The sequence below is a fragment of the Nocardioides sp. JCM 18999 genome, from assembly GCF_055391175.1.
On sequence record NZ_AP043887.1, the window covers coordinates 3,416,800 to 3,437,252 of the forward strand.

The 20,453-nt window shown below is 68.6% G+C and carries 12 protein-coding genes; all 12 read right to left on the reverse strand.

What is annotated here, in order from left to right:
* Window positions 1-240 precede the first annotated feature (240 nt).
* On the reverse strand, window positions 241-2,088 hold the full coding sequence (locus ACZ5J1_RS16985) for a 3-keto-alpha-glucoside-1,2-lyase-like domain-containing protein (protein WP_464560719.1): 1,848 nt from the start codon (window positions 2,086-2,088) through the stop codon (window positions 241-243).
* Window positions 2,089-2,178: 90 nt separating this feature from the next.
* Entirely contained in the window at window positions 2,179-3,900 is a 1,722-nt protein-coding gene (locus ACZ5J1_RS16990; RefSeq protein WP_464560720.1) for a PKD domain-containing protein, read from the reverse strand.
* Between the two features lie 87 nt (window positions 3,901-3,987).
* On the reverse strand, window positions 3,988-10,509 hold the full coding sequence (locus tag ACZ5J1_RS16995) for a LamG-like jellyroll fold domain-containing protein (protein WP_464560721.1): 6,522 nt from the start codon (window positions 10,507-10,509) through the stop codon (window positions 3,988-3,990).
* 273 nt (window positions 10,510-10,782) lie between these two features.
* Window positions 10,783-11,808, reverse strand: a complete 1,026-nt coding sequence (locus ACZ5J1_RS17000; RefSeq protein WP_464560722.1) for a sugar kinase — start codon at window positions 11,806-11,808, stop codon at window positions 10,783-10,785.
* Window positions 11,805-12,449, reverse strand: coding sequence for a bifunctional 4-hydroxy-2-oxoglutarate aldolase/2-dehydro-3-deoxy-phosphogluconate aldolase (gene eda, locus ACZ5J1_RS17005; RefSeq protein ID WP_464560723.1), 645 nt, complete (start codon window positions 12,447-12,449; stop codon window positions 11,805-11,807). Before eda ends, ACZ5J1_RS17000 begins: the two co-directional genes overlap by 4 nt.
* A complete protein-coding gene (locus tag ACZ5J1_RS17010) occupies window positions 12,446-13,939 on the reverse strand; it encodes an aldehyde dehydrogenase family protein (RefSeq protein WP_464560724.1) in 1,494 nt (497 codons plus the stop codon). The genes eda and ACZ5J1_RS17010 overlap by 4 nt, the downstream gene beginning before the upstream one ends.
* Window positions 13,940-14,003: 64 nt before the next feature.
* A complete protein-coding gene (locus ACZ5J1_RS17015; RefSeq protein WP_464560725.1) occupies window positions 14,004-14,999 on the reverse strand; it encodes an ABC transporter permease in 996 nt (331 codons plus the stop codon).
* Window positions 14,996-16,573, reverse strand: coding sequence for a sugar ABC transporter ATP-binding protein (locus ACZ5J1_RS17020; protein ID WP_464560726.1), 1,578 nt, complete (start codon window positions 16,571-16,573; stop codon window positions 14,996-14,998). The genes ACZ5J1_RS17015 and ACZ5J1_RS17020 overlap by 4 nt, the downstream gene beginning before the upstream one ends.
* Complete coding sequence (locus ACZ5J1_RS17025; protein ID WP_464564813.1) at window positions 16,570-17,574, reverse strand: ABC transporter permease; 1,005 nt, start codon at window positions 17,572-17,574, stop codon at window positions 16,570-16,572. Before ACZ5J1_RS17025 ends, ACZ5J1_RS17020 begins: the two co-directional genes overlap by 4 nt.
* A 2-nt stretch (window positions 17,575-17,576) precedes the next feature.
* Window positions 17,577-18,653 carry a sugar ABC transporter substrate-binding protein gene (locus ACZ5J1_RS17030; protein ID WP_464560727.1) on the reverse strand — a complete coding sequence of 359 codons (1,077 nt, stop codon included), beginning with the start codon at window positions 18,651-18,653 and terminating at the stop codon, window positions 17,577-17,579.
* A gap of 110 nt (window positions 18,654-18,763) precedes the next feature.
* Window positions 18,764-19,516, reverse strand: coding sequence for a 2-dehydro-3-deoxy-D-gluconate 5-dehydrogenase KduD (gene kduD, locus ACZ5J1_RS17035; RefSeq protein WP_464560728.1), 753 nt, complete (start codon window positions 19,514-19,516; stop codon window positions 18,764-18,766).
* Window positions 19,513-20,295 (reverse strand): 5-dehydro-4-deoxy-D-glucuronate isomerase, encoded by a 783-nt coding sequence (gene kduI / locus ACZ5J1_RS17040; RefSeq protein ID WP_464560729.1) that lies wholly within the window; start codon window positions 20,293-20,295, stop codon window positions 19,513-19,515. The genes kduD and kduI overlap by 4 nt, the downstream gene beginning before the upstream one ends.
* Window positions 20,296-20,453 lie beyond the last annotated feature (158 nt).

Here is a 20,453-nt window from a genome sequence, read left to right on the forward strand (position 1 = left end):
GAGGTTTTAGACCGCCGAGTCGCGGGTTCTGGTGAACCGAGTCGCGGGTTCTGGTGAACCGAGTCGTGTGAAAGGCCCCGGAGGGATACCCCCGGGGCCTTTCGCATCGGTGGCCAGAACCCTCAACTCCGCTGCAGGAAGCCTCAAGTCGGCTGCCAGAACCCTCAAGTCGGCGAACGGACAACGAGAACGGCCCCCGGAGGAGATCCTCCGGGGGCCGTTCTCGTCATCGGATCAGAGTCAGGCGACCTTGACCGTCTTGGTGATCGTCGCGGCCTTCGACGTCGCCGAGGCGGACAGCACGATCTTGATCTTGTGCTTGCCCTTCTTCAGCTTCTTGGCCAGCTTCACCGTCACCTTGCCGTTGACCACGGTGCCCTTCGCGATCAGCTTCTTGCCGTCGTAGACCTTCACCGCGCCCTTCACGACCGTGCCTGCGGCGCCACGAGCGCTGAACGAGATCGAGAGCTTCTTGGCGCTCGACTTGATCTTCGACGGGACCACCGCACCGGCGACCGGAGCCGGGTTCCCCGGCTGACCGACCTTCGGAGGCACCGGCGGCGCCGGTGCCGGCGGCACCACGGTGACCGTCGCGGACCCGGTCGACGTCGTGACCAGCTCGCTGCCGACGTACGTCGCCGTGATGCTCTGGGCGCCGAGGCTGCCGAACGGGCCGACCTGGGCGCTCGCCGCGCCGTTCACCACCGGGACGGTCGCGACGACGCTGCCACCGACGGAGAAGGCGACGTCGCCGGAGACCGGGGTCCCGCCACCGTCGACGGTGGCGGTGACCGTCACGGAGTCCTTGCCGCGGACCGGCTTGGTCGACGAGGGGGAGACCGTGGTCACCGAGGAGGCCTGGGCGGTGGGCAGGAGCTCGATGTTCTTGAACTTCGCACTCACGCTGGAGCTGTTCTTCAGACCGATGTACCCGTCGGTGGCGATCGTGCCGGCGAGGGTGTTGACCAGGGTGCCGTTGAGGTACTCGCGGATCGCGGTCGGAGTGACCTGGATCAGGGTGCTGTTCCAGGCCCCCTCGGTGGTCTTGAGCGCGGCCCGGACCGCCGCCGTGTCAGCGTCCTTCGTCGCTCCGCCCGTCGTCACGATCTTGCCCGTGTCACCGGCCCGCGTGGTGGCGTTGATCTCGGAGCCGCGGCCGAGCGGGAACTGGTAGCCGCCGGCCGGGGTGTTGTCCCTGCCGGTGGAGCCCACGTAGATGGCGGTGCTCTCGCCCGCCTCGTCGAACCACTGCCAGTCGGCCCGAAGCACGTACGAGCCGGAGACGCGGTCCATCAGCCACTCCGCGCCGGCGCCGCCGTTGTAGTAGTTGGTCAGGTAGCAGTCGGTCGGGGCGGCGGCGCTCCCGACGACCACACGGCCGAAGGCACCGTTGCCCTCCGGCACCTGCCTGCGCCACTGGTCGTACGACGCCAACGTGCCGTCGAAGAGGGCGCGGTAGCCGGTGTCGGCCGGGGCGGTGGCGCACACGTCCGGAGCGCTCCCACCGATCTGGATCGCGTCGATGTTGACGTGGCACGCATCGCCCGAGGCGCAAGCGACAGCGATCGTGTTGGTGCCCTTGTTCAGTGCGACGGTGGCCTGCGCAGCGCTGTTGCCCGTCCACCAACCCCAGGTCTCCCAGTGACCGTGGGTGCTCTCCGGCGTGCTGGCGGTGGTGGTGAGCTGCAGGTTCATCACCTGCCGGGTCCCGTTCGCGACCAGCCCGATCGTGCGGACGTCCGGCTGGCCACCCAGGAGCCCACTGGCGTAGCGGACGTAGACCGGGTAGGTCCCGGCCTCCGGCGCCTCGAAGGTCATCGTGGCCGCCTCACCCGCGTCGCGGATGGTGTCGAAGCCGGTGCCGGAGAAGTTGCTGTGCACGGTGTCGCCGACGGCCGGGAACCGCACCGGGTTGATCGCTGCGCCGTCCTCGACCTCGAGCCAGGCGATCGGGTCGGAGCCGACGGAGTCGGCGTACGACGGGGAGGCCGCCACACCCCCGACCACACCGGCCAACGGCAGTGCCGTGGTCAGCGTGGCCAGGAGCGCGACAGACCGGCGAGACCTGCGGCGTGGGGACGTCTTCATGGCACTCAACGTATGAGGCAGGTCACACACAGTCAAGAACTGAGTCCTGATCCATGAACATTTCAGTAAATGCGTTCATATTCATGAACCTCACTTGACCCTGACCGTCCTGATGATCGTCGCGTCCTTCGACGTCGCCGAGGCGGACAGCACGAGCTTGATCCTGTGCTTGCCCTTCTTCAGCTTCTTCTTCAGCTTCACCGTCACCTTGCCGTGGACCACGGTGCCCTTCGCGATCAGCTTCTTGCCGTCGTAGACCTTCACCTTGCCGTTCACCACCGAGCCTGCGGCACCCCGGGCGCTGAAGGAGATCGAGAGCTTCTTGGCGCTCGACCTGATCTTCGACGGGACCACCGCACCAGCGACCGGAGCCGGGTTCCCCGGCTTGCCCACCGCCGTCGGCGGCGGTCCCACGGTCACGGTGACCGACCGCATCACCATCTGCGGCTGGTCGCCGGCCGTGCTCACCATGACGGTCGCGGTGTAGGTGCCCGGGGCGGTGTACGTGTGGTCGGGGTCGGCACCGGCGCCGACCGTGCCGTCGCCGAAGCTCCACGTGTAGCTCAGGCCCGCGATCGACGGCGCCAGATCGACACAGCCGATCCGGCGGTTCTTGTCGGTCGGGTCGTGGATCACGACCGAGACCGCCTTGGGTCCGGCCCGCCGTGACTTCGTCACCTCCACGTGCCCGCTCCGGCCCTCGGCATCGGACGTGAACGGCAGCCAGATCTCGTTGGCTTCGGCGAACGGCTGATCGGTGTCGAACCGGAAGTGCGCACCCGCCAGGGCCGGCGGGTCACCGACGGCCGTCGTGCAGGAGGCCTCGTGAACGTGGACCGCCGCATGGGTGGCGCTCGGATTGAGTCCGGTCACGTCGAACCACGTCGTGGTCCGCCCGCGCGCGCGAGTCATTCCGGCCGTTCCGGTCAGTGCCGGGTTGGAGGACAGGCCGGCGGAGTAGGAGTGGAAGGTACCGGTGGTCGTGACGTCCGTCGAGAACTGCACGGCCAGGGGGGCGATCCCGCGCGTGATCGAGGCGCCTGCCTTGACCGCCGGCAGGGTGGACCCCGCTGGATCGCTCGGGCCCTCGCCCTCGCCCTCGGCCACGGTGACGGTGAGCTCCTCGTGCGCGGTGCCCCCGCGGCCGTCCGAGGCGTTGACCGTGACGGCGTAGACGCCGGGCTTGGCGTAGGTGAACATCGGGTTCTCCTCCGTGGAGGAGTCGGTCGAGACACCCGTGCCGAAGTCCCAGTCGAAGGCAAGGGTGTCGCCGTCGGGATCGTCGGGCATGGCCATGAAGGCGACCGTGAGCGGCGCGGGTCCGGAGGCCGGGTCGGCCATCGGCGCCAGCGTCGGGTTCTGGTTCGCCTCGTCGGGCGCGACCACCTCGACCTGGCCGAACATCATGGTGCCGTGGATGGAGCAGATGTAGTCGAAGGTGCCCGGCTCGGTGAACCGTCGGACCACCGGCTCACCGTCGATGCCGCGATACTCCGCAAGGGTCGTGACGCCGCCGACGTCACCCCAGGTGCTGTGGGTGTTCTGCGAGGTCAGGTCGTGGTCCTGCGCAGCCTCGTCGAACTGCCACTCGACCGAGTCGCCGACGGCGATCGTGACGCGGCTCGTACCGCTGTCGGCTGACACCCAACGATTGCCCTGAGCGTCGTCGACCGCGTCGACCACCCAGGTCCGGCCCTCGCCCGCCGGCGCCGCGGCCGAGGTGGGCCGGACCGAGCCGACGAGTCCCGTCAGCCCGGTGGTCATCAGCACCAGGACGAGTCCCAGGCTGAGGCGTCGAATCAGAGTGGTCATTCAGGAGCTCTCCTCGAGAGTGGGGATCGATCGAGAACGGCCCCCGGAGGTCTCCCTCCGGGGGCCGCTCTCGTCATCAGATCAGAGTCACTTGACCCTGACCGTCTTGGTGATCGTCTTGGCCTTCGAGGTCGCCGAGGCGGACAGCACGAACTTGAGCTTGTGCTTGCCCTTCTTCAGCTTCTTCTTCAGCTTCACCGTCACCTTGCCGTGCACCACGGTGGCCGTCCCGATCAGCTTCTTGCCGTCGTAGACCTTCACCTTGCCGTTCACCACCGAGCCTGCGGCACCGATGGCGCTGAAGGAGATCGAGAGCTTCTTGGCGCTCGACTTGATCTTCGACGGGACGACCGCACCAGCGACCGGAGCCGGGTTCCCCGGCTGACCGACCTTCGGCGGAACCGGCGGTGCCGGCGCCTTCTTGACCGTCACCGAGAACTCGCCGACGGACGCCTGGTGAGTGTCATCCCCAGCGAAGGCGACCTTCAAGGTGTGGACGCCGACCGCGAGCGAGGTCCCGAGCGAGACCGTCGCCTTGCCACCGGCGAGCACGCCGGTGCCGAGCACCGTCGCACCCTCGGACACCGTGACCGTGCCGGTCGTGACTCCCGTCGCGGTGATCGTCGCCGTACCGGCCGACCCCACCGTGAAGGCCGGAGCCGTGCCCGAGACAGTCGTCGCAACCTTCGTGACCGTCACCTCGAACGTGCTGGTCGACCCGCTGTGGGTGTCGTCGCCGAGGTACGTGACGGTCAGGGTGTGCGTGCCCGGCAGGAAGTCGCTGCCGAGCGACACGGTCGCCTTGCCGTTCGAACCGAGGGTTGCGGTGCCGAAGGTGAAGCCATCGGCACTGACCCTGACGTCGCCGGTGGCATCCGCCGGCGTGACCGTCACCGTTGCCGTGCCTTCGGTCCCCGCAACGAAGGGCTCCGAGGTGGCAGAGACGCTGGTGTCGGCCTTGTCGGTCGAGTCCTCGCCGGCGTACAGCGCAGCGACGGAGGCCGCCGACAGCGCGTAGGGGTAGAAGCGGAAGTCCGACATCTTCCCGTTGAACCGGCCATCGGGCCAGCTCGTGCCACCGAGGTAGTTGGCCGTGGTGTGGCCAGTCGCCCCGACGGATGCGAGCCCGAACGGGAAGTCGGTGCGCTGAGCCTTCTGCACACCGTCGTAGTAGACGGTGCCGGTGAACGTTCCCGGGTTCGCCGGGTTCGGTTCCATCGTGAAGGTGACCAACGTCCACTTGTTGAGTGGCAGGTCGTTGGCCGCACCGAGCACCAGGCGCTGCTCGTTCCCTGCGGCGTTCTTGAACGTCGCAGCGAAACCGTTCGTCCGGCCTCCCTGCGAAGCATTCACGTTCGACTGCAGCAGGAAGTACGAGTCGGTTCCCGTCCCGAGCTGCAGCAACGGCACGAAGTTGCCGTTGAAGGCCGCCGGGTTGGCCCAGACCGAGACCGTGAACTTGTCGGTCGCGTCCTGGTCAAGGTCGGCAGGCAGGACGAGGTGGTTGTTCGTCGCGCTGTTGCCGCCCGGGAAGTTGCCGACCAGTCCCGCACCACCCGGCTTGGTGGCGTCAGTGATCGGACCAGCCGTGCCGCCGTACGTCGCCGACGCAGCCGAGTTGTCCCAGCCGGTGTTCTTCGCCGTCGTCGCGCCGAGGGCGTCGTCGAGGGCGTACTCCACCTGCGGGGTCGTGACGGCACGGACCGCCGGAGCGACCGCGATCGTGGTCGTCACCTGCTCCGAGCTGTTGTCACCATCGGTCACCTTGTAGGTGAACGTGTCAGCGCCCGTGAACCCGTCGGCAGGCTGGTAGGTGAACGAGCCGTCGTCCTCCACCTTGAGCGTGCCGTGGGACGGCGCGCCCGTCACGTCGACCCGGAGGTCGGCCGCAGCGGTGTCGGCATCGGAGTCGTTGGCGAGCAGACCCCGGGCCGCGACGGTCAGCTTCTGACCAGCGGTCGCGGTGTAGCGCTCGCCCTCGGCGACCGGAACCTTGCTCGGCTCCGGACCGACCACCAGGGCATCGATCTGGCTCTGCGTCAGGGCGTACCCGAACATCTCGAACTGGTCGATGCCACCGACGAAGTTGCCGTCGTTGTAGCCGTCGGCACCGATCCGGTTGAGCGTCGTGTGACCGTCGACCAGCAGGTCGTCGATGCTGACCGGGAAGCTCTCGGTGCCCATCAGGACGCCGTTGAAGTAGATCTTCCCCGTCATCACGTCCGGGTCGTCCGTGGCGGCCAGCGTGAAGACCACGTTCGTCCAGGTGTTGAGCGGCAACGTCTCGGTGAGAGGAAGCCGCTTGGTCCCGGTCGTGGACTGGAGCGTCGCGGTGAACCCGTGCTTGGTGTAGGCGTTGTCGCCGTTGTGCGTCTGGAAGAGCAGGTACGTCGACTGGCCGTTGCCGATGTTGAGCAGCGGTCGCCAGACGGCGTTGCTGGTCGGGTTGGCCCAGAGCGAGACCGAGATCTCGTCCTCGAACCCATCGGTGATGTCGTTCGGGAGCGTGATCGAACGGCCCTGAGCCAGGGTGATCCCGCGACCGAACTTGCCGGCGTTGGTGCGCCACCCCTCAGCCACCGTCGCCGAGCCGACCGAGGTGTCGACGCCCGTGTTGAGCGCCGCCGTCCCGGTCTTCTCGTCGAAGGTGTACTGGACAGCGGTGCCAGCACCCACGTTGGCCCGGAGCACGGTCAGCGCGGTCGATCCGGTGGACTGGCGGTAGCCGTCGACCGGGACGAACCGGACCTCGATGTCGTGGTCGCCACGCTTCAGCGCCATCCCCGGGAAGGAGACCGCACCGTCGGTGCCGACTGCGACTGCCGAGCCGACCTGGGCGTCGTCCACCCAGAGCTCGGCCGTGCCCTGGGCAGCGGCGTTGTTGGCGTCCTTGACCGTGGCCTTGACCGTGAACTCCTTGTCGGAGTTCGCCGACTCGGGACCCGTGTTCTCGGGCCAGTCCACGCTCACCGCCGTCGTCGTGCGCAGGGAGGAACCGTCGCCGTAGAGCGTGGCCACGTCCTGCGCACTGAGCGCCTCGGTGTAGAGCCGGACGTCGTCCATCTTGCCGTCGTAGGCCGGGTCCGGGAATCCGTTGCGGCCCAGCCAGTTGTTCGACGTCGGGCCGATGTCGGTCATGTCGATCGTCAGGTTGTTGACGGTCTTGATGGCGACACCGTTCAGGTAGAGCGTGCCGGTCGCGCCCTCACGAGTGAAGACGACGTGGTTCCACTTGTTGACGTCGACGTCCTTCGTCGGAGTGGCGTAGATCCGCTCCTGGAGGTCGCTGCCCTTGGCCTTGAACGTGGCCGCGAGCCCGGTGTTGCCAGCTGCCTGGGTCTGCATCTGGATCTGGAAGAAGCTGCCTGCGCCCTCCAGACCGTCACCGATGTGGAACATGCCGATCCAGTTGGCCTTGGTGTCGGGCTTCACCCAGAACGAGGTGGTGAAGTTCTCGGCGTTCTGGAGCAGGTTGTCCGGGAGGTCGACGGCGTTGCCGTTGTTGCCACCCTTCAGGTCCAGCGCACGCCCGAAGACACCCTCGTCGGCACCGGAGAATCCGGTGGTGCCGGTCAGCACCGCGGAGCCCACGGAGTCGTCGGTGCCGGTGTTGGCGACCGTCGTGCCCGTTCCCTCCTCGAACTCGTACTTGACCGCGGCGTCGTCGAGCGGCGTGCCGTCCTGCACGACGACGAGGTCGTCGATCATCAGGCCGGCACTGTCGGCCACACCCGCCAGCGTCAGGGTCTGCTGCCGTGCGCCGGCGGTGAACTCGCCGACGTAGGTGGCGTACGGCTGGTTCTGCGAGGAGCCGTTCGACGGGACGCCGGTGCTCGCCGTGAGGGTCTCGGCGAGATCACCCACGGAGATGGTGCCCGTGCCGTCAGCCGTGCCGTTCGTCCTGCTGTCGCGCGCATAGCGAAGCGACACCCGGTACTTCCCGCCCGGCTGAAGCCCGCGCAGGGTGCGCGAGATGTTGCCGGCGGCCGGCAGCGCGAGCTGGTAGCCGGTCAGACCCTGACCACCGTTGCCCGCGACCAGGCCGCGGACGAGCTGCACCTGACCGTCGACCTTCCACGGCGACAGCCGGTCAGCGCCAGCAGCCACGGTGACGGTGTTGTCGTACCCGCCCGAGCGCCACGTGACCGGGAGCTTCGGGTACTCGAACTGGTCGACCACCTTCGGCGCGTTCTGGACCATCTTCACGGCCGGGTCGATCTTCACGATCTTGGCGACCGACGGGACGCCGGCCTCGTCGAAGGCGAAGAGCATGTACGAACCGGGAGGCGCGTAGGTGCCGTCCTCCGGAGCCGTGATCGAGACGTTGCCACCGGACTGGGTGAACTCCAGGTCCTGGAAGTTCTGTCCGTTGTTGAAGCTGTGCGTCGCGGTGCCGTTGCGGACCAGGGTCACCCGGGAGATCGCGCTGTCAGCCTGGATGCCGAAGGTGCCGTTGTAGCCGACCTTCTTCGGGGCGGCGGTGATCGCCGGACGCGTCGCGGGCTTGCCGTCGGCACCGAACAGGTAGGACGGCGTGTAGTACTCGACGTCGGTGTAGTTGTGCGGGCCGGGAGCCCCACCGCCGCCGATCATGACGCGACCGTCGGGAAGCAGGAGCGCGTTCGAGTGGTAGAGGCGCGGGTGCGCGGACGGGTTGACGACCGTCTTCCACTCGCCGGTGTCCGGGTTCCAGATCTCCGCGTTGGTGACGAAGCCACCGTCGTTGGCGTTGTCGCGGGAGCCGCCGGTGATGATCACGTTGCCGTCGGGCATGACCGTCGAGCTGGCCCAGTGACGCTGGTACTTCATCGGGGCCGTGGCCGTCACCACCGGGTGGTCGGTGCCACCGGTGATGTCGACCGTGAAGCCGGCGCGAGCGCCGTCAGCGCCGCCACCGTTGGCGAACGCGCCGCCACCGACCTGCAGGATCTTGCCGGGGCGGTACATCACCGCCGTGGACGTGGCACCGATCGGCCGGCCGTTCCCGCCCTGGTTCGTGATCGCGCCGTCCAGGGTCTGGGCGTCCGTGATCGCGCCCGCACCGCCGTTGGCGTCGGGGTCGAGGGCGAAGATCTCCGAGCCGGTGATGGTGAAGAGCTTGCCGCTGCCCGGGGCGACGAAGGAGCGCGGGTACCACCAGCGGTTCTCGTCGGGCCCGTTGCCGTTGCCGCCGTCGCCGTAGGCCAGCGCGCTCTTGGCGCCGGTCAGCAGCTGCCAGCCGCTCCCCTTGGTCGGGTCGTAGATCTCCGGGGTCTGGACTCCGGCGCCGCCGGGTCCACCGCTGATGCTGCCGCCCTGGACCACGATCCTGCCGTCGGCGGTCGTGGTGCCGGTCGGGTACCAGCGCGGGTAGTTCATCGGGGCTGCATCGACGATGCCGCCGTCCGTGGTGAAGCTGGTCGTGCCGATGGCGGCGTCGTTGGGCGCGTTGCCACCGAGGCTGTCGTCACCGCCGACCGTCATCACCGCGTCCGTGTACGGGTTCTGCACCTGCATCGAGCAGAACAGGTCCGTGTACGTCGTGTTGGCGATCAGGCCGCTGCGGTAGTTCTCCAGGGTGCGCGGCACCGTGGGGTCCCAGACGTCGATCTGGGTCTGTCCGCCCTGGGTGATCGAGCTGTCGCCGGAGAAGTCGAAGGGGGTGGTGTCCGTGCCCCAGCCACCGACGGAGCCGAAGGACTGCACCTTGCCGTCCGCGGTCAGCGACATGTTGATCGGCATCAGCGGCCACGGGGTGACCCCGCTCCACGCGCCCTCCTCCGCCTTGGCGGGCGGGGAGCAGTCCGCCGGGAGCAGGCCAGCCGTGTAGGCCAGGCCGCGCTTCATCAGCTCCATCATGTACGGCTCGGAGTAGGCCGAGCCGGCGTGGCCCAGGCCCGAGAACCAGGAACGGCCCGAGTCGATCTTCTGGCACCACGTCATCGGGTGGGCCGTGCCCTGCTCGCCCTCACCCTCGGTGACCTGCGGGCTTCCGGCCTGCTGGCCGTAGGTGGACTCGTCGACGTAGTTCAGGACGTGCACGTTCTGGGTCGGGTTGACGTCCCAGTTGTACCACTCGTCCTGACGGACGATCGACTGCGCCAGACCGGAGGTCAGCGGGTCCGTGCCGGTGGTGTCGGCGAGGTAGACCCGGCCGCTCTGGCCACCGGCCGGCTCGGGGTGACCGTCGTTCGACTGCGCGCCGACGAGCTGGAGGTAGAAGGGGTTGGCCTCGGTCTCGCTGACGACCCCGCGGCTCCAGCTGTTGTAGTGCATGCCGAAGTAGCCGCCGCCGTTGCGGATGTACTTCTCCAGCGCGGTGCGCTGAGCGGCGTCGAAGAGCACGCCACCGTTCTGGGAGAAGATCACCAGGTCCTTGTTCGCCAGGTTGGCGTCGTTGAACTGGCCGGCGTCGTCGGTGGTCTGGATGTCGACCGTCTGGCCGCCGTACTGAGTGGCGAGCTCGTTGAGCAGCGTCGTCACGGTGGCCCGCTGCTGCGTCGCTGAGTCGTGCGAGGTGTTCTTGGTGAACACCAGGGCACGCAGCACCTCGTTCTCGGCCGGTGCGGCCGAGGCGATGCCGGTGGTCGCCGGGACGGCGACTGCCGCCGCCGCGGCGACAGCCGCCATGCGCGCCAGGGAGCGCCAGCGGCGCCGATGGGCAGATCTGTTGAGCACGTTCTTCCCCTTGTCTCGGGATGATCCGGCAACGCCCGTCAGAGCGTCCACGGTCTTACATGCGAAACTAGTGGTGCACATCACACCACTACAAGAACCTGAGACATATTTGTGAACAAATAGATTCATTTGTTCAAACATATGAACTCAGGATGTCCTTCCGGACATGCCTGAGGCACGAACCCTTGTCCGACGAAGGGTTCGTGCCTCAGGGCGTTCGTGGGGTCAGCGGCGGACCCGGGCACTCCCTCCGGAGGCCAGTGCGGTGACCTCGGCCAGGGACGCCATCGAGGTGTCGCCGGGCGTGGTCATCACCAGCGCGCCGTGGGCCGCGCCGAGCTCGAGGCTCTGCTGGAGACCCTCGCCGGCCAGCAGGCCGTGGATCAGGCCGGAGGCGAATCCGTCGCCCCCGCCGATCCGGTCGAGGATCTGCAGGTGCTCGCGGGGGACCGAGGACAGCGCGCCCGTCTCGGGCGTCCAACCGATCGCCTGCCAGTCGTTGTCACTGGCGCTGTGCACCCGGCGCACGGTGGTCGCGATGACGGACAGCCACGGCATCGCCGCAGCGGTGCTCTCCAGCGTCGCGTCGGCGCGGGCGAGTCCGATCAGGACGTCGGCATGGCGCGCCAGCCGGTCGGTCACGGCGTTGAACGCCTCGATCCCACCGGCCTCGTCCCAGAGGCTCGGACGGTAGTTGACGTCGTACGAGACGACGGTGCCGTGCCGGTGGGCCGCAGCCATCGCCTCCTCAGCCACGAGCGCGGTGCTCGGCGAGAGGCCGGCGAAGACGCCGCCGGTGTGCAGCCAGCGCACGCCGCGTCGACCGAAGAGGTCGTCCCAGTCGATCATCCCGGGGGCCAGCTGGCTGACCGCGGTGTGACCACGGTCGGAGACGCCGAGGCTGCCGCGGACACCGAAGCCGCGCTCGACGAAGTTGAGTCCGTTGCGGACGGTGCGGCCGACGCCGTCGAACTGCTCCCAGCGGATCAGTGAGGTGTCGACGCCGCCCTGCAGGACGAGGTGCTCGACGAGCCGGCCGATCTCGTTGTCGGCCAGCGCGGTGACCACGCTGGAGCGCAGTCCGAAGACCCGGCTGATGCTGCGGGCGACGTTGTACTCACCGCCGCCCTCCCAGACCTCGAACCGGCGGGCGGTGCGGACGCGGCCCTCCCCCGGGTCGAGCCGGAGCATGACCTCGCCCAACGAGACGAGGTCGAGCTCGCAGCTCTCCCGGGGTCGGGTCGCGATCACGACGCGGCCCGCTGCAGCTCAGGCGCGAACAGGCGTACGGCGCCGGCCGCGCGCTCCGCGACCTCGTCCCAGCGGCCCGCGGCCATCAGGGCGGGGGTCGCGATCCAGGTGCCACCGATCGCAGCGACCGCCGGGTGGGCGAGGTAGTCGGGTGCGCTGTCGACCGTGATCCCACCGGTGGGCATGAACCGCACCTGGGGGAACGCGGCCGCGAAGGCGCTGATCATGCCGATCCCGCCCGAGGGCTCGGCCGGGAAGAACTTCACCGTGTCGAGCCCGAGACGCAGCGCCGCCATGATCTCCGTGGGCGTGCACACGCCGGGGAGGACGGCCATCCCGAGCTCCTGGCAGCGGCGCACGACCGCGGCGCTCAGACCCGGGGAGACGACGAACGTGGCGCCGGCGTCGTGGGCCAGGTCGACCTGGTCGGGGGTGAGGACGGTGCCCGCCCCGACCAGGAGGTCACCCCGCCCGGCGAGCACGCGGAGCACGCGCGCTGCGCCGGGACTGCGGAGGGTGACCTCGGCGACCGGCAGGCCGCCGACCTTCAGTGCATCACCGAGGTCGGCGGCCCGGGAGGGGTCGTCGAGGACGACGACCGGTACCACCCGATGAGGGCCCAGGACGTTCAGAGCGCTCAACGCAGCTCCGCGATCACGGTCTTGAGCTCGGTGTAGTCGTCCAGACCGAACGAACCGAGCTCGCGGCCCCAACCGGACTGCTTGAAGCCACCACGCGGCAGCGTCACGTCGTCGGCGTGCCAGGTGTTGAGCCAGACGGTGCCGGCGCGCAGCTTCGAGCCGACGCGGTGGGCGGTGCCCAGGTCCTTGGACCAGACGCCCGCGGCCAGGCCGTAGACCGTGTTGTTGGCCGCGGCCACGACCTCGTCCTCGGTGTCGAACGGGATCGCGGTGACGACCGGGCCGAAGATCTCGTCGGTCTGGATCGCCATCTGCTCGGTGACGCCCGTGATCAGGGTCGGGGCGAAGAAGTAGCCCTTCTCACCGATCCGGTCGGCGCTGCCGGCGTTGATGGTGGCGCCGTCGGCGATCGCGCCGCGGACGTAGCCCATCACCTTCTCATGCTGCTCCTGGGAGACCAGCGGACCCATCGTGGTCGAGGTGTCGAAACCGTTGCCGACGGTGATCGCCTTGGCAGCGGCGGCAACACCCTCGATGACCTGGTCGAAGACCGAGCGCTGGACGTAGAGACGCGAGCCGTTGACGCAGCACTGGCCCTCGTTGAAGTAACCGGCCAGGGCGGCACCGGCGATCGCGGCGTCGAGGTCGGCGTCGGCGAAGATGATGTTCGGCGCCTTGCCACCGAGCTCCAGGGAGACCTTCTTGAGGTTCTTGGAGGCGCCGGCAGCGATCTTCTTGCCGACCTCGGTGCTACCCGTGAACGCGACCTTGTCGACGTCCGGGTGGTCGACCAGCGCGGCACCGGCGTCGCCGTAACCGGGGACGACGTTGACGACACCGGCCGGGACGCCGGCCTCGAGCAGCAGCTGGCCCAGGCGCAGCGCGGTGAGCGGGGTCTGCTCGGCCGGCTTGAGCACGACCGTGTTGCCGGCGGTGATCGCCGGGACGACCTTGAAGGCAGCCATCGTGAGCGGGAAGTTCCACGGCACGATGCCCGCGACGACACCGATCGCCTCGCGGCGGGTGTAGGCGTGGAACTCGCGGCCGGGCACCGACATCGGGATGGAGGTGCCCTCCATCTTGGTGGCCCATCCGGCGAAGTAGCGGAACAGCTCGGCGGCGACGCCGACGTCACCCCGGGCCGAGTCGAGGCTCTTGCCGTTGTCGAGGGACTCGAGCTGGGCGAACTCCTCGGCGTTGGCGTCGATCAGGTCACCGATGCGCCACAGCAGGTGCGAGCGGTCGCGCGGGGTCATCCGGGACCACGGCGAGCCGGCCTCGAAGGCGTTGCGGGCCGCGACCACGGCACGGTCGATGTCGATCGCGGACGCCTGGGCGACCTGGACCAGCACCTCCTCGGTGGCGGGGTTGATCGTGGCGAAGGTCTTGCCGTCCTTGGCGTCGACCCACTCGCCGTCGATCAGCAGCTGCTTGGGCGAGGAGAGGAACGAGCGGACGGCGGGCAGGAGAGCGGTGTGGTCGTGCGACATGGGCACCTTCCAGGGAGTGATGAGAGAACAGGGTGGAAGCGGGAGGAGAGGAAGAAGGCGTCGACTACTTGATGATCAGCACCTTCGAGCGGTCGAGGGTGAGGGCGACGGCGACCACGATGATCGCGCCGTAGAGGATCTGCTCGTACGCCGACGGCACACCGACGATCGGCAGGCCGACGCGCAGCAGGGTGATCACCAGCGCACCGACGAGCGAGCGCCACACGCTGCCGTGACCACCCGTGATCGCGGTGCCGCCGACGACGATCGCGGCGACCGCGGGCAGGAGCAGGTTGTCGGCCATGGTCGGGCTGCCGCTGTAGTTGCGCGAGGCGAGCATCACCGCGGCCAGGCCGGCGCACGCACCCGAGAGGGTGAAGGCGAAGACCTTGACCAGGTCGACCGGGTTTCCGGCCAGGCGGGCGGCGGACTCCGAGTAACCCGTCGCGGAGACGTAGCTCTGCAGCGGCGTGAGACGCAGCAGCAGCGCGATCCCGGCGACGACCCCGACCGCGAGCACGAAGGCCGTGGGCAGCGAGCCGACGACGTACGTCGAGAGCCAGGCCGTGGCGTCCCGGTCGACGACCCGGATCGGGCCGGCGTCGGAGATCACCAGGGCGACCGAGGAGAAGATGCTCATCCCGCCGAGGGTCACGATGAACGACGGGATCCGGAGCAGCACGTGCGCCAGGCCCTGCAGCGCGCCGATCGCACCGGCGGCGGCGATCACCGCGACCGTGGTCAGGGCACCGAGGTCGGGCAGCCACATCGCGAAGAAGACCGTCGAGAGCGAGGCCAGCGCGGCGATGGAGAGGTCGATGCCGCCACAGATCACCACGACCGTGGCGCCGGCGGCGAGCACGATCAGCGGGGCCGAGGTCCGCACGAGCGCGGAGAGGCTGCGCTCGGTGAGGAAGTCGGGGTCGGCGATGGACAGCGCCGCGAGCAGCACCACCAGGGCGATCACCGGCATGAAGAGGGTCAGGCGCTGGGTCAGCGTCGGACCGTGCTTGACGGCGGCCACCTCGGCTTCGGAGGCGACGATCGTGGGGGCGCTCATACCATTTCCTTCACGAGATCGAGCGGGGTCGGCTTCGCGCCAGAGGCACAGTCGACCGAGGTGGTGACCCGTCCGTCGTTCATCACGACGATCCGGTCAGACATCCCGATCGCCTCCTCCAGGCTGTCGGCCAGGAGCACGATCGCGACGCCGCTGTTGGCCAGCTCGCGCATCAGTCGGTAGACCTCGGAGCGAGCACCGATGTCCAGACCACGGGTGGGGTGGTCCAGGAGCAGCAGCTTGATGTCGTCGGCCACCAGCCAGCGGGCCAGGACGACCTTCTGCTGGTTGCCGCCCGAGAGCCGCTGGATCGCGGTGCCGCGGTGCGGCGCCCGGATGGAGAGGCGCTCGATCCAGCGGTCGACCAGCTTGGCCTGCTTGGGCGGGGAGACGAACGGCCCGACACAGCGGGCCTTCTCCTTGGCCAGGGTCATGTTGTCGGCGATCGACATCGGTCCGACCATGCCCTCGGTCTTGCGCTCGGCCGGCACGTAGCCGACTCCGGCGGCGCAGGCGGCCCGGGTGCTGGACAGGTCGAGCTTCTTGCCGTCGAGGAAGACCTCGCCACCGGTGGTCGGCTCGGCGCCGAAGAGCGTGCGGCACAGGTCCTCACGACCGGAGCCGTGCACGCCGACGATGCCGACGATCTCCCCGGACGCGACGTCGAGGTCGACCTCGTTGAACGCCTTGCTGGAGAGCTTGCGGACGCTGAGCGTGGGCTCGGCGGCCGGCTGGCCCTCCTCGGACTCGCGACGGACCGCTGCCTTGTCGTGGTAGTGGTCCTCGGAGCCGATCGAGCCGATCATCAGGCGGTGGAGCTGGGTCGGCTCGGCGCCCGCGGTGGGCATCTCGCCGACGGACTGGCCACCCCGGAGGACGGCGACCCGGTCGCAGACGTCGAGCACCTCGTCGAGTCGGTGGGAGACGAAGATGACCGAGGCGAACTCGCGCAGGCGTCGTACCTGCTCGAAGAGGGTCTCGACCTCCTTCGGCTCGAGCACCGAGGTGGGCTCGTCGAGGATGATCACGGGTGCGTGCTGGGTGCGCTCCTCGATCCGGAGCACCTTGGCGATCTCGACCATCTGCCGGTCGGCGAAGCTGAGCGAGTCGGTGCGCGCCAGGGGGTCGATCGACGAGCCGAGCTTGTCGAGCTGCTCCTGGGCGAGCTTGCGCATCGTGTCCCAGCGGTAGATCCCGCGGCGCACGCCGGGGCCCTCCGCGCCGAGGACGATGTTCTCCGCGGCGGTCAGGTTCGGCACCAGCGACTGCTCCTGGAAGACCATCCCGATGCCGTGGTTCGCAGCGTCGACGACGCTCTTGAGCTTGACCTTCTCACCGCGGACCCAGATCTCGCCGGCGTCGGGCCGGACCAGACCGACCAGCGCCTTGAGCAGGGTGGACTTGCCGGCACCGTTCTCACCGGCGAGGCCGAGCACCTCGTGCTTGCGCACGACGAGGTCGATCCCGTCGAGCGCCTTGACGCCCGGGTAGTGCTTGATGAGGCCACGGACCTCGAGGGCGTTGGTCGGCTCGGGAGCCGGAGCCGTTCCCGCCACCTGAGTATCGAGACTCACTTCGTCACCTGATTCCTTCGACGCTGGGGTGCCACCGCCGCGGCGACCGCGACGACGACGATGAGGCCCTGGACACCGCCCTGCCAGTAGGGGCTGACCCCGACCTGGACCATGCCGTTGGTGAGCACGGTGACCAGCAGGACACCGACGGCGGAGTGGAGGATTCCGCCGCGTCCACCGGTCAGCAGGGTGCCGCCGACCACCGCGGCCGTGATGGCCGCGAAGTCGTAGCCCTTGCCGGCCTGGACCAGGCCGGCGCTGAGCTGGCTGGTGACCATCACGCCGGCCAGGCCGTAGAAGGCGCTGGCCAGGGTGAAGACCGCCACCTTGTACGGCGCCACCTTCACGCCCGACAGGGAGAGCACCTCTTCGGCGCCACCGATGGCGAACGCGTAGCGACCGAGGCGGGAGTAGCGCTGGATCAGGTATCCGGCCACGACGCAGACCGCGGCGAGCCAGGTCAGGTAGGAGAACCCGAGGAACCGGTCGACGGCCAGGCTGGCGAGCATCTCGTCGGAGATGTTGGGCTGGACACCGGCGAAGAGGAGGGTCGCGATGCCCAGCCCGACGGCGGAGACGCCCAGGGTGGTCATGAATGAGGGCACCTTGAGCATCACCAGAGCGAGTCCGCTGAGGCACCCGAGGGCTGCTGCGAGGGCGATGGCGATGAGCACACCGATCAGCCCGAGGTTGTTGTCGTTGCGGTTGTTCGCGACCAGGAGCGACACGGCGATCGCCGCCGCTCCCATCACGCCCGGGGCTGACAGGTCGATGGACCCGGTCAGCAGGACGAACGTGATGCCGCACGTGACCACGGTCAGGACCGCGGCCGAGTCCATGATGTTCTGGAAGTTCCCGAGGGTGCGGAACTCCGAGCTCAGCACGGAGAAGATCAGGGTGACGACGACCAGAGCGATCAGTGGACCGGCGTCACGGAGGGACACCCCCCGCCGAGGGGGGCGCGCCGCGACGATCTCGACGTCCTCGACGGGGGATGTCATGGTCACGAGATCGGACCCTGCGAGCGGCTGAAGAGGTTGTCGCAGGCGAAGTCGGCGTCGTCGACCTTCGGGTCGATGAAGTCGGCGACGTTGTCCTTCTGGATCAGGAACTGCTCGGCGAACCAGGCACGGTCCTTGATGTCGGCGACGTCGAGGTCACCGGTGGCGGCGCAGTAGCCGATCGCCAGACCGATGCCACCCTGCCACGGGCCGTCGCTGGAGACGGTCGCGGTCATGGAGCCGTTCTGGATGGCGGTCAGGGCGTCGGGCACGGCGTCGATACCGACAACGGCGACCTTGCCCTCCTTGCCGGCGGCCTTCAGGGCCTCGAGCGCACCGAGAGCCATGTCGTCGTTGGCCGCCCAGATGCCCTTGATCTTGTCGCCGTGCTTGGCCAGCAGCGTCTTGGTGACGTCGAGGGCCTCGGCACGCGAGAAGTTGGCGGTCTGCTGGTCGAGCAGCTCAACGCCGGTGTTGGCCTTGAGGGACTCCTCCAGACCGGCGAACCGGTCCTTGGCAGCACCGGTGTCGAGGATGCCCTGGAGGGCGATGATGCCGCCGGAGCCGCCGATGGCCGTGGCGAGCGCGTCGCCGATCTCCTTGCCGGAGGTCTTGCCGTCGTACGTGATGTGGCTCAGCCACTGGGAGTAGTCGGTGACGTTGAGGTCGGCCGGCTTGTTCCACTGGGTCACCAGGTAGGCGCCAGCCTCCTGGGCCTGCTCGACGATCGGCGGGGTGTCCGAGTCGCCGTTGGGCAGGATGTTCATGACGAGGCAGTCGGTGTCGCCGGCGAGGAGCTGGCTGATCTGCTCCTGCTGCTTGGTCGAGTCACCGTCGTACGTCAGGCGCTGCTGCTCCAGGCCGACCGACTTGGCGAACGCGTCGCCGCCGTTGAGCCACGCCGCCTCGTAGGGGTTGGACTCGTTGCGAACCTGGCCGACAAGCTTGATGTCGGACTTGTCGCAGGTGGAGCTTCCGCTCTTCGCATCGGCGTTGGACTCCGAGCTGCAGCCCGTGAGTGCGACGGCCGCCAGCGACAAGCTGAGGAGCGCAATCGCGGAACTTGACTTGACGATCATCATCGATCCTTCTTTGTTAGGTGCCAGAAATTCTGACGTGACGGTTCCGAGAGTTTTGTGACGGGGGTCACAGTTCATTGATCCCCGGGTTCAGGTGGTAGAAGGGCGCGTCACCGCGCCATCCAACCTCCGTCGACGACGAGGACGTGTCCGTTGACGTAGTCCGACGCCGACGAGCTGAGGAAGACCGCACTACCCGCGATGTCGGCGGGCGTACCCCAGCGGCCGGCGGGGATGCGCTCGAGGATCGCCCGCGAACGGTCGGCGTCCTCACGCAGCGCGGTGGTGTTGTCGGTGGCCATGTAGCCGGGCGCGATCGCGTTGACCTGCACGCCGGAGCCGCCCCACTCGTTGGCCAGCGCCTTCGTGATCCCCGCGACGCCGTGCTTGCTGGCGGTGTAGGAGATCACCCGGATGCCGCCCTGGAAGGCGAGCAGGCTGGCGATGCTGACGATCTTGCCGTGACCGCGGGCGACCATGGTGCGACCGATCCGCTGGCTCAGGTAGAAGAGACCGGACAGGTTGATGTCGATCACCTTCTGCCACGAGTCCTCGGTGACGTCGACGGTGTCGTGGCGGTCGATGATCCCGGCGTTGTTGATCAGGATGTCGACCTCGAAGCGGGCGGCGATGTCGTCGCCGACCCGAGCGACCGCGTCGTGGTCACCCATGTCGAGGTCGACGACCTCGACGTCGCGGCCGAGGTCGCGGATCAGCTTCTCGGTCTCGACCTGGCTGCCGGGCAGCCCGACGAGGACCAGGTCGGCTCCCGCCTCGGCGAGGCCCAGGGCCACGCCCTGACCGAGGCCGCGACCGGCGCCGGTGACGACGGCGAGCTTGCCGGTGAGGTCGAAGGGGTTCACAGCTCCTCCAGAGGGACGGGGAAGAGGTCGGTGTACTGGTTGTTCTCACCAGACATCGCCCAGACGAAGGCGTAGCGGCCGGTGCCGGCGCCCGAGTGGACCGACCACGGCGGCGAGATGACCGCCTGGCGGTTGGACATGATCAGGTGGCGCGTCGCGCCGGGCTGGCCGAGGAAGTGGAAGACCCGGTCCTCCTCGGCGAGGTCGGCGTAGAGGTAGACCTCGGTACGACGGTCGTGCAGGTGCGGCGGCATCGTGTTCCACACCGAACCCTCGGAGATGACGGTGACGCCGAACTGCAGACCGGCGGTGGCCAGGTCGTCGCCCCAGGCGTACTTGAAGAGCTGGCGCTGGCTGGCGCCCTCCGTCGTGCCGATCGCGATCGGCTCGATGTCGCCGTGGGTCAGCGCGACGGTGGGGTGCTCGGCGTGGGCCGGGGCGGAGACGAAGTAGAACGCGGCGTCGGCGCCGGCGAAGGTCACCTCGCGGCCACGGCCGACGTAGAGACCGTCGAGGTGGCCGAGCTCGAACTTCTCGCCGTCGACCAGCACCTGGCCGGCCTCGCCGACGTTGATGATGCCGACCTCGCGACGCTCCAGGTGGGAGTCGACGCCGAGCACCTCGCTCCAGGCGGGCAGGTCGAGCTGGCCGTCGGCCGGCACGGCGCCACCGATGACGAGGCGGTCATCGTGGGTGTACGTCGCGTGCACCTCTCCCGCTTCGAAGATGCCCTCGACGAGAAAATTCGCCCGCAGGTCCGCGGCGTGGGATGTCTCCACGCTCGACGGAGATGTCGAATATCGGACCTGGATCATGTGGGGCTCCTGAGCTCCTGAATCGTGAACTGCGTTCGGATATCTGAATCCGGACTCTATCTGTGATGCCGATCACTGGTCAAGAGGGAGAATTCTGTCCATATATGTGGACAGAGTGCTGC

Bases quoted from the DNA above. Each gene is read 5' to 3' on its own strand.
- ACZ5J1_RS16985 (WP_464560719.1), bottom strand. From the start codon at position 2,088: ATGAAGACGTCCCCACGCCGCAGGTCTCGCCGGTCTGTCGCGCTCCTG.
- ACZ5J1_RS16990 (WP_464560720.1), bottom strand. From the start codon at position 3,900: ATGACCACTCTGATTCGACGCCTCAGCCTGGGACTCGTCCTGGTGCTG.
- ACZ5J1_RS16995 (WP_464560721.1), bottom strand. From the start codon at position 10,509: ATGGCGGCTGTCGCCGCGGCGGCGGCAGTCGCCGTCCCGGCGACCACC.
- ACZ5J1_RS17010 (WP_464560724.1), bottom strand. From the start codon at position 13,939: ATGTCGCACGACCACACCGCTCTCCTGCCCGCCGTCCGCTCGTTCCTC.
- ACZ5J1_RS17015 (WP_464560725.1), bottom strand. From the start codon at position 14,999: ATGAGCGCCCCCACGATCGTCGCCTCCGAAGCCGAGGTGGCCGCCGTC.
- ACZ5J1_RS17025 (WP_464564813.1), bottom strand. From the start codon at position 17,574: ATGACATCCCCCGTCGAGGACGTCGAGATCGTCGCGGCGCGCCCCCCT.
- ACZ5J1_RS17030 (WP_464560727.1), bottom strand. From the start codon at position 18,653: ATGATCGTCAAGTCAAGTTCCGCGATTGCGCTCCTCAGCTTGTCGCTG.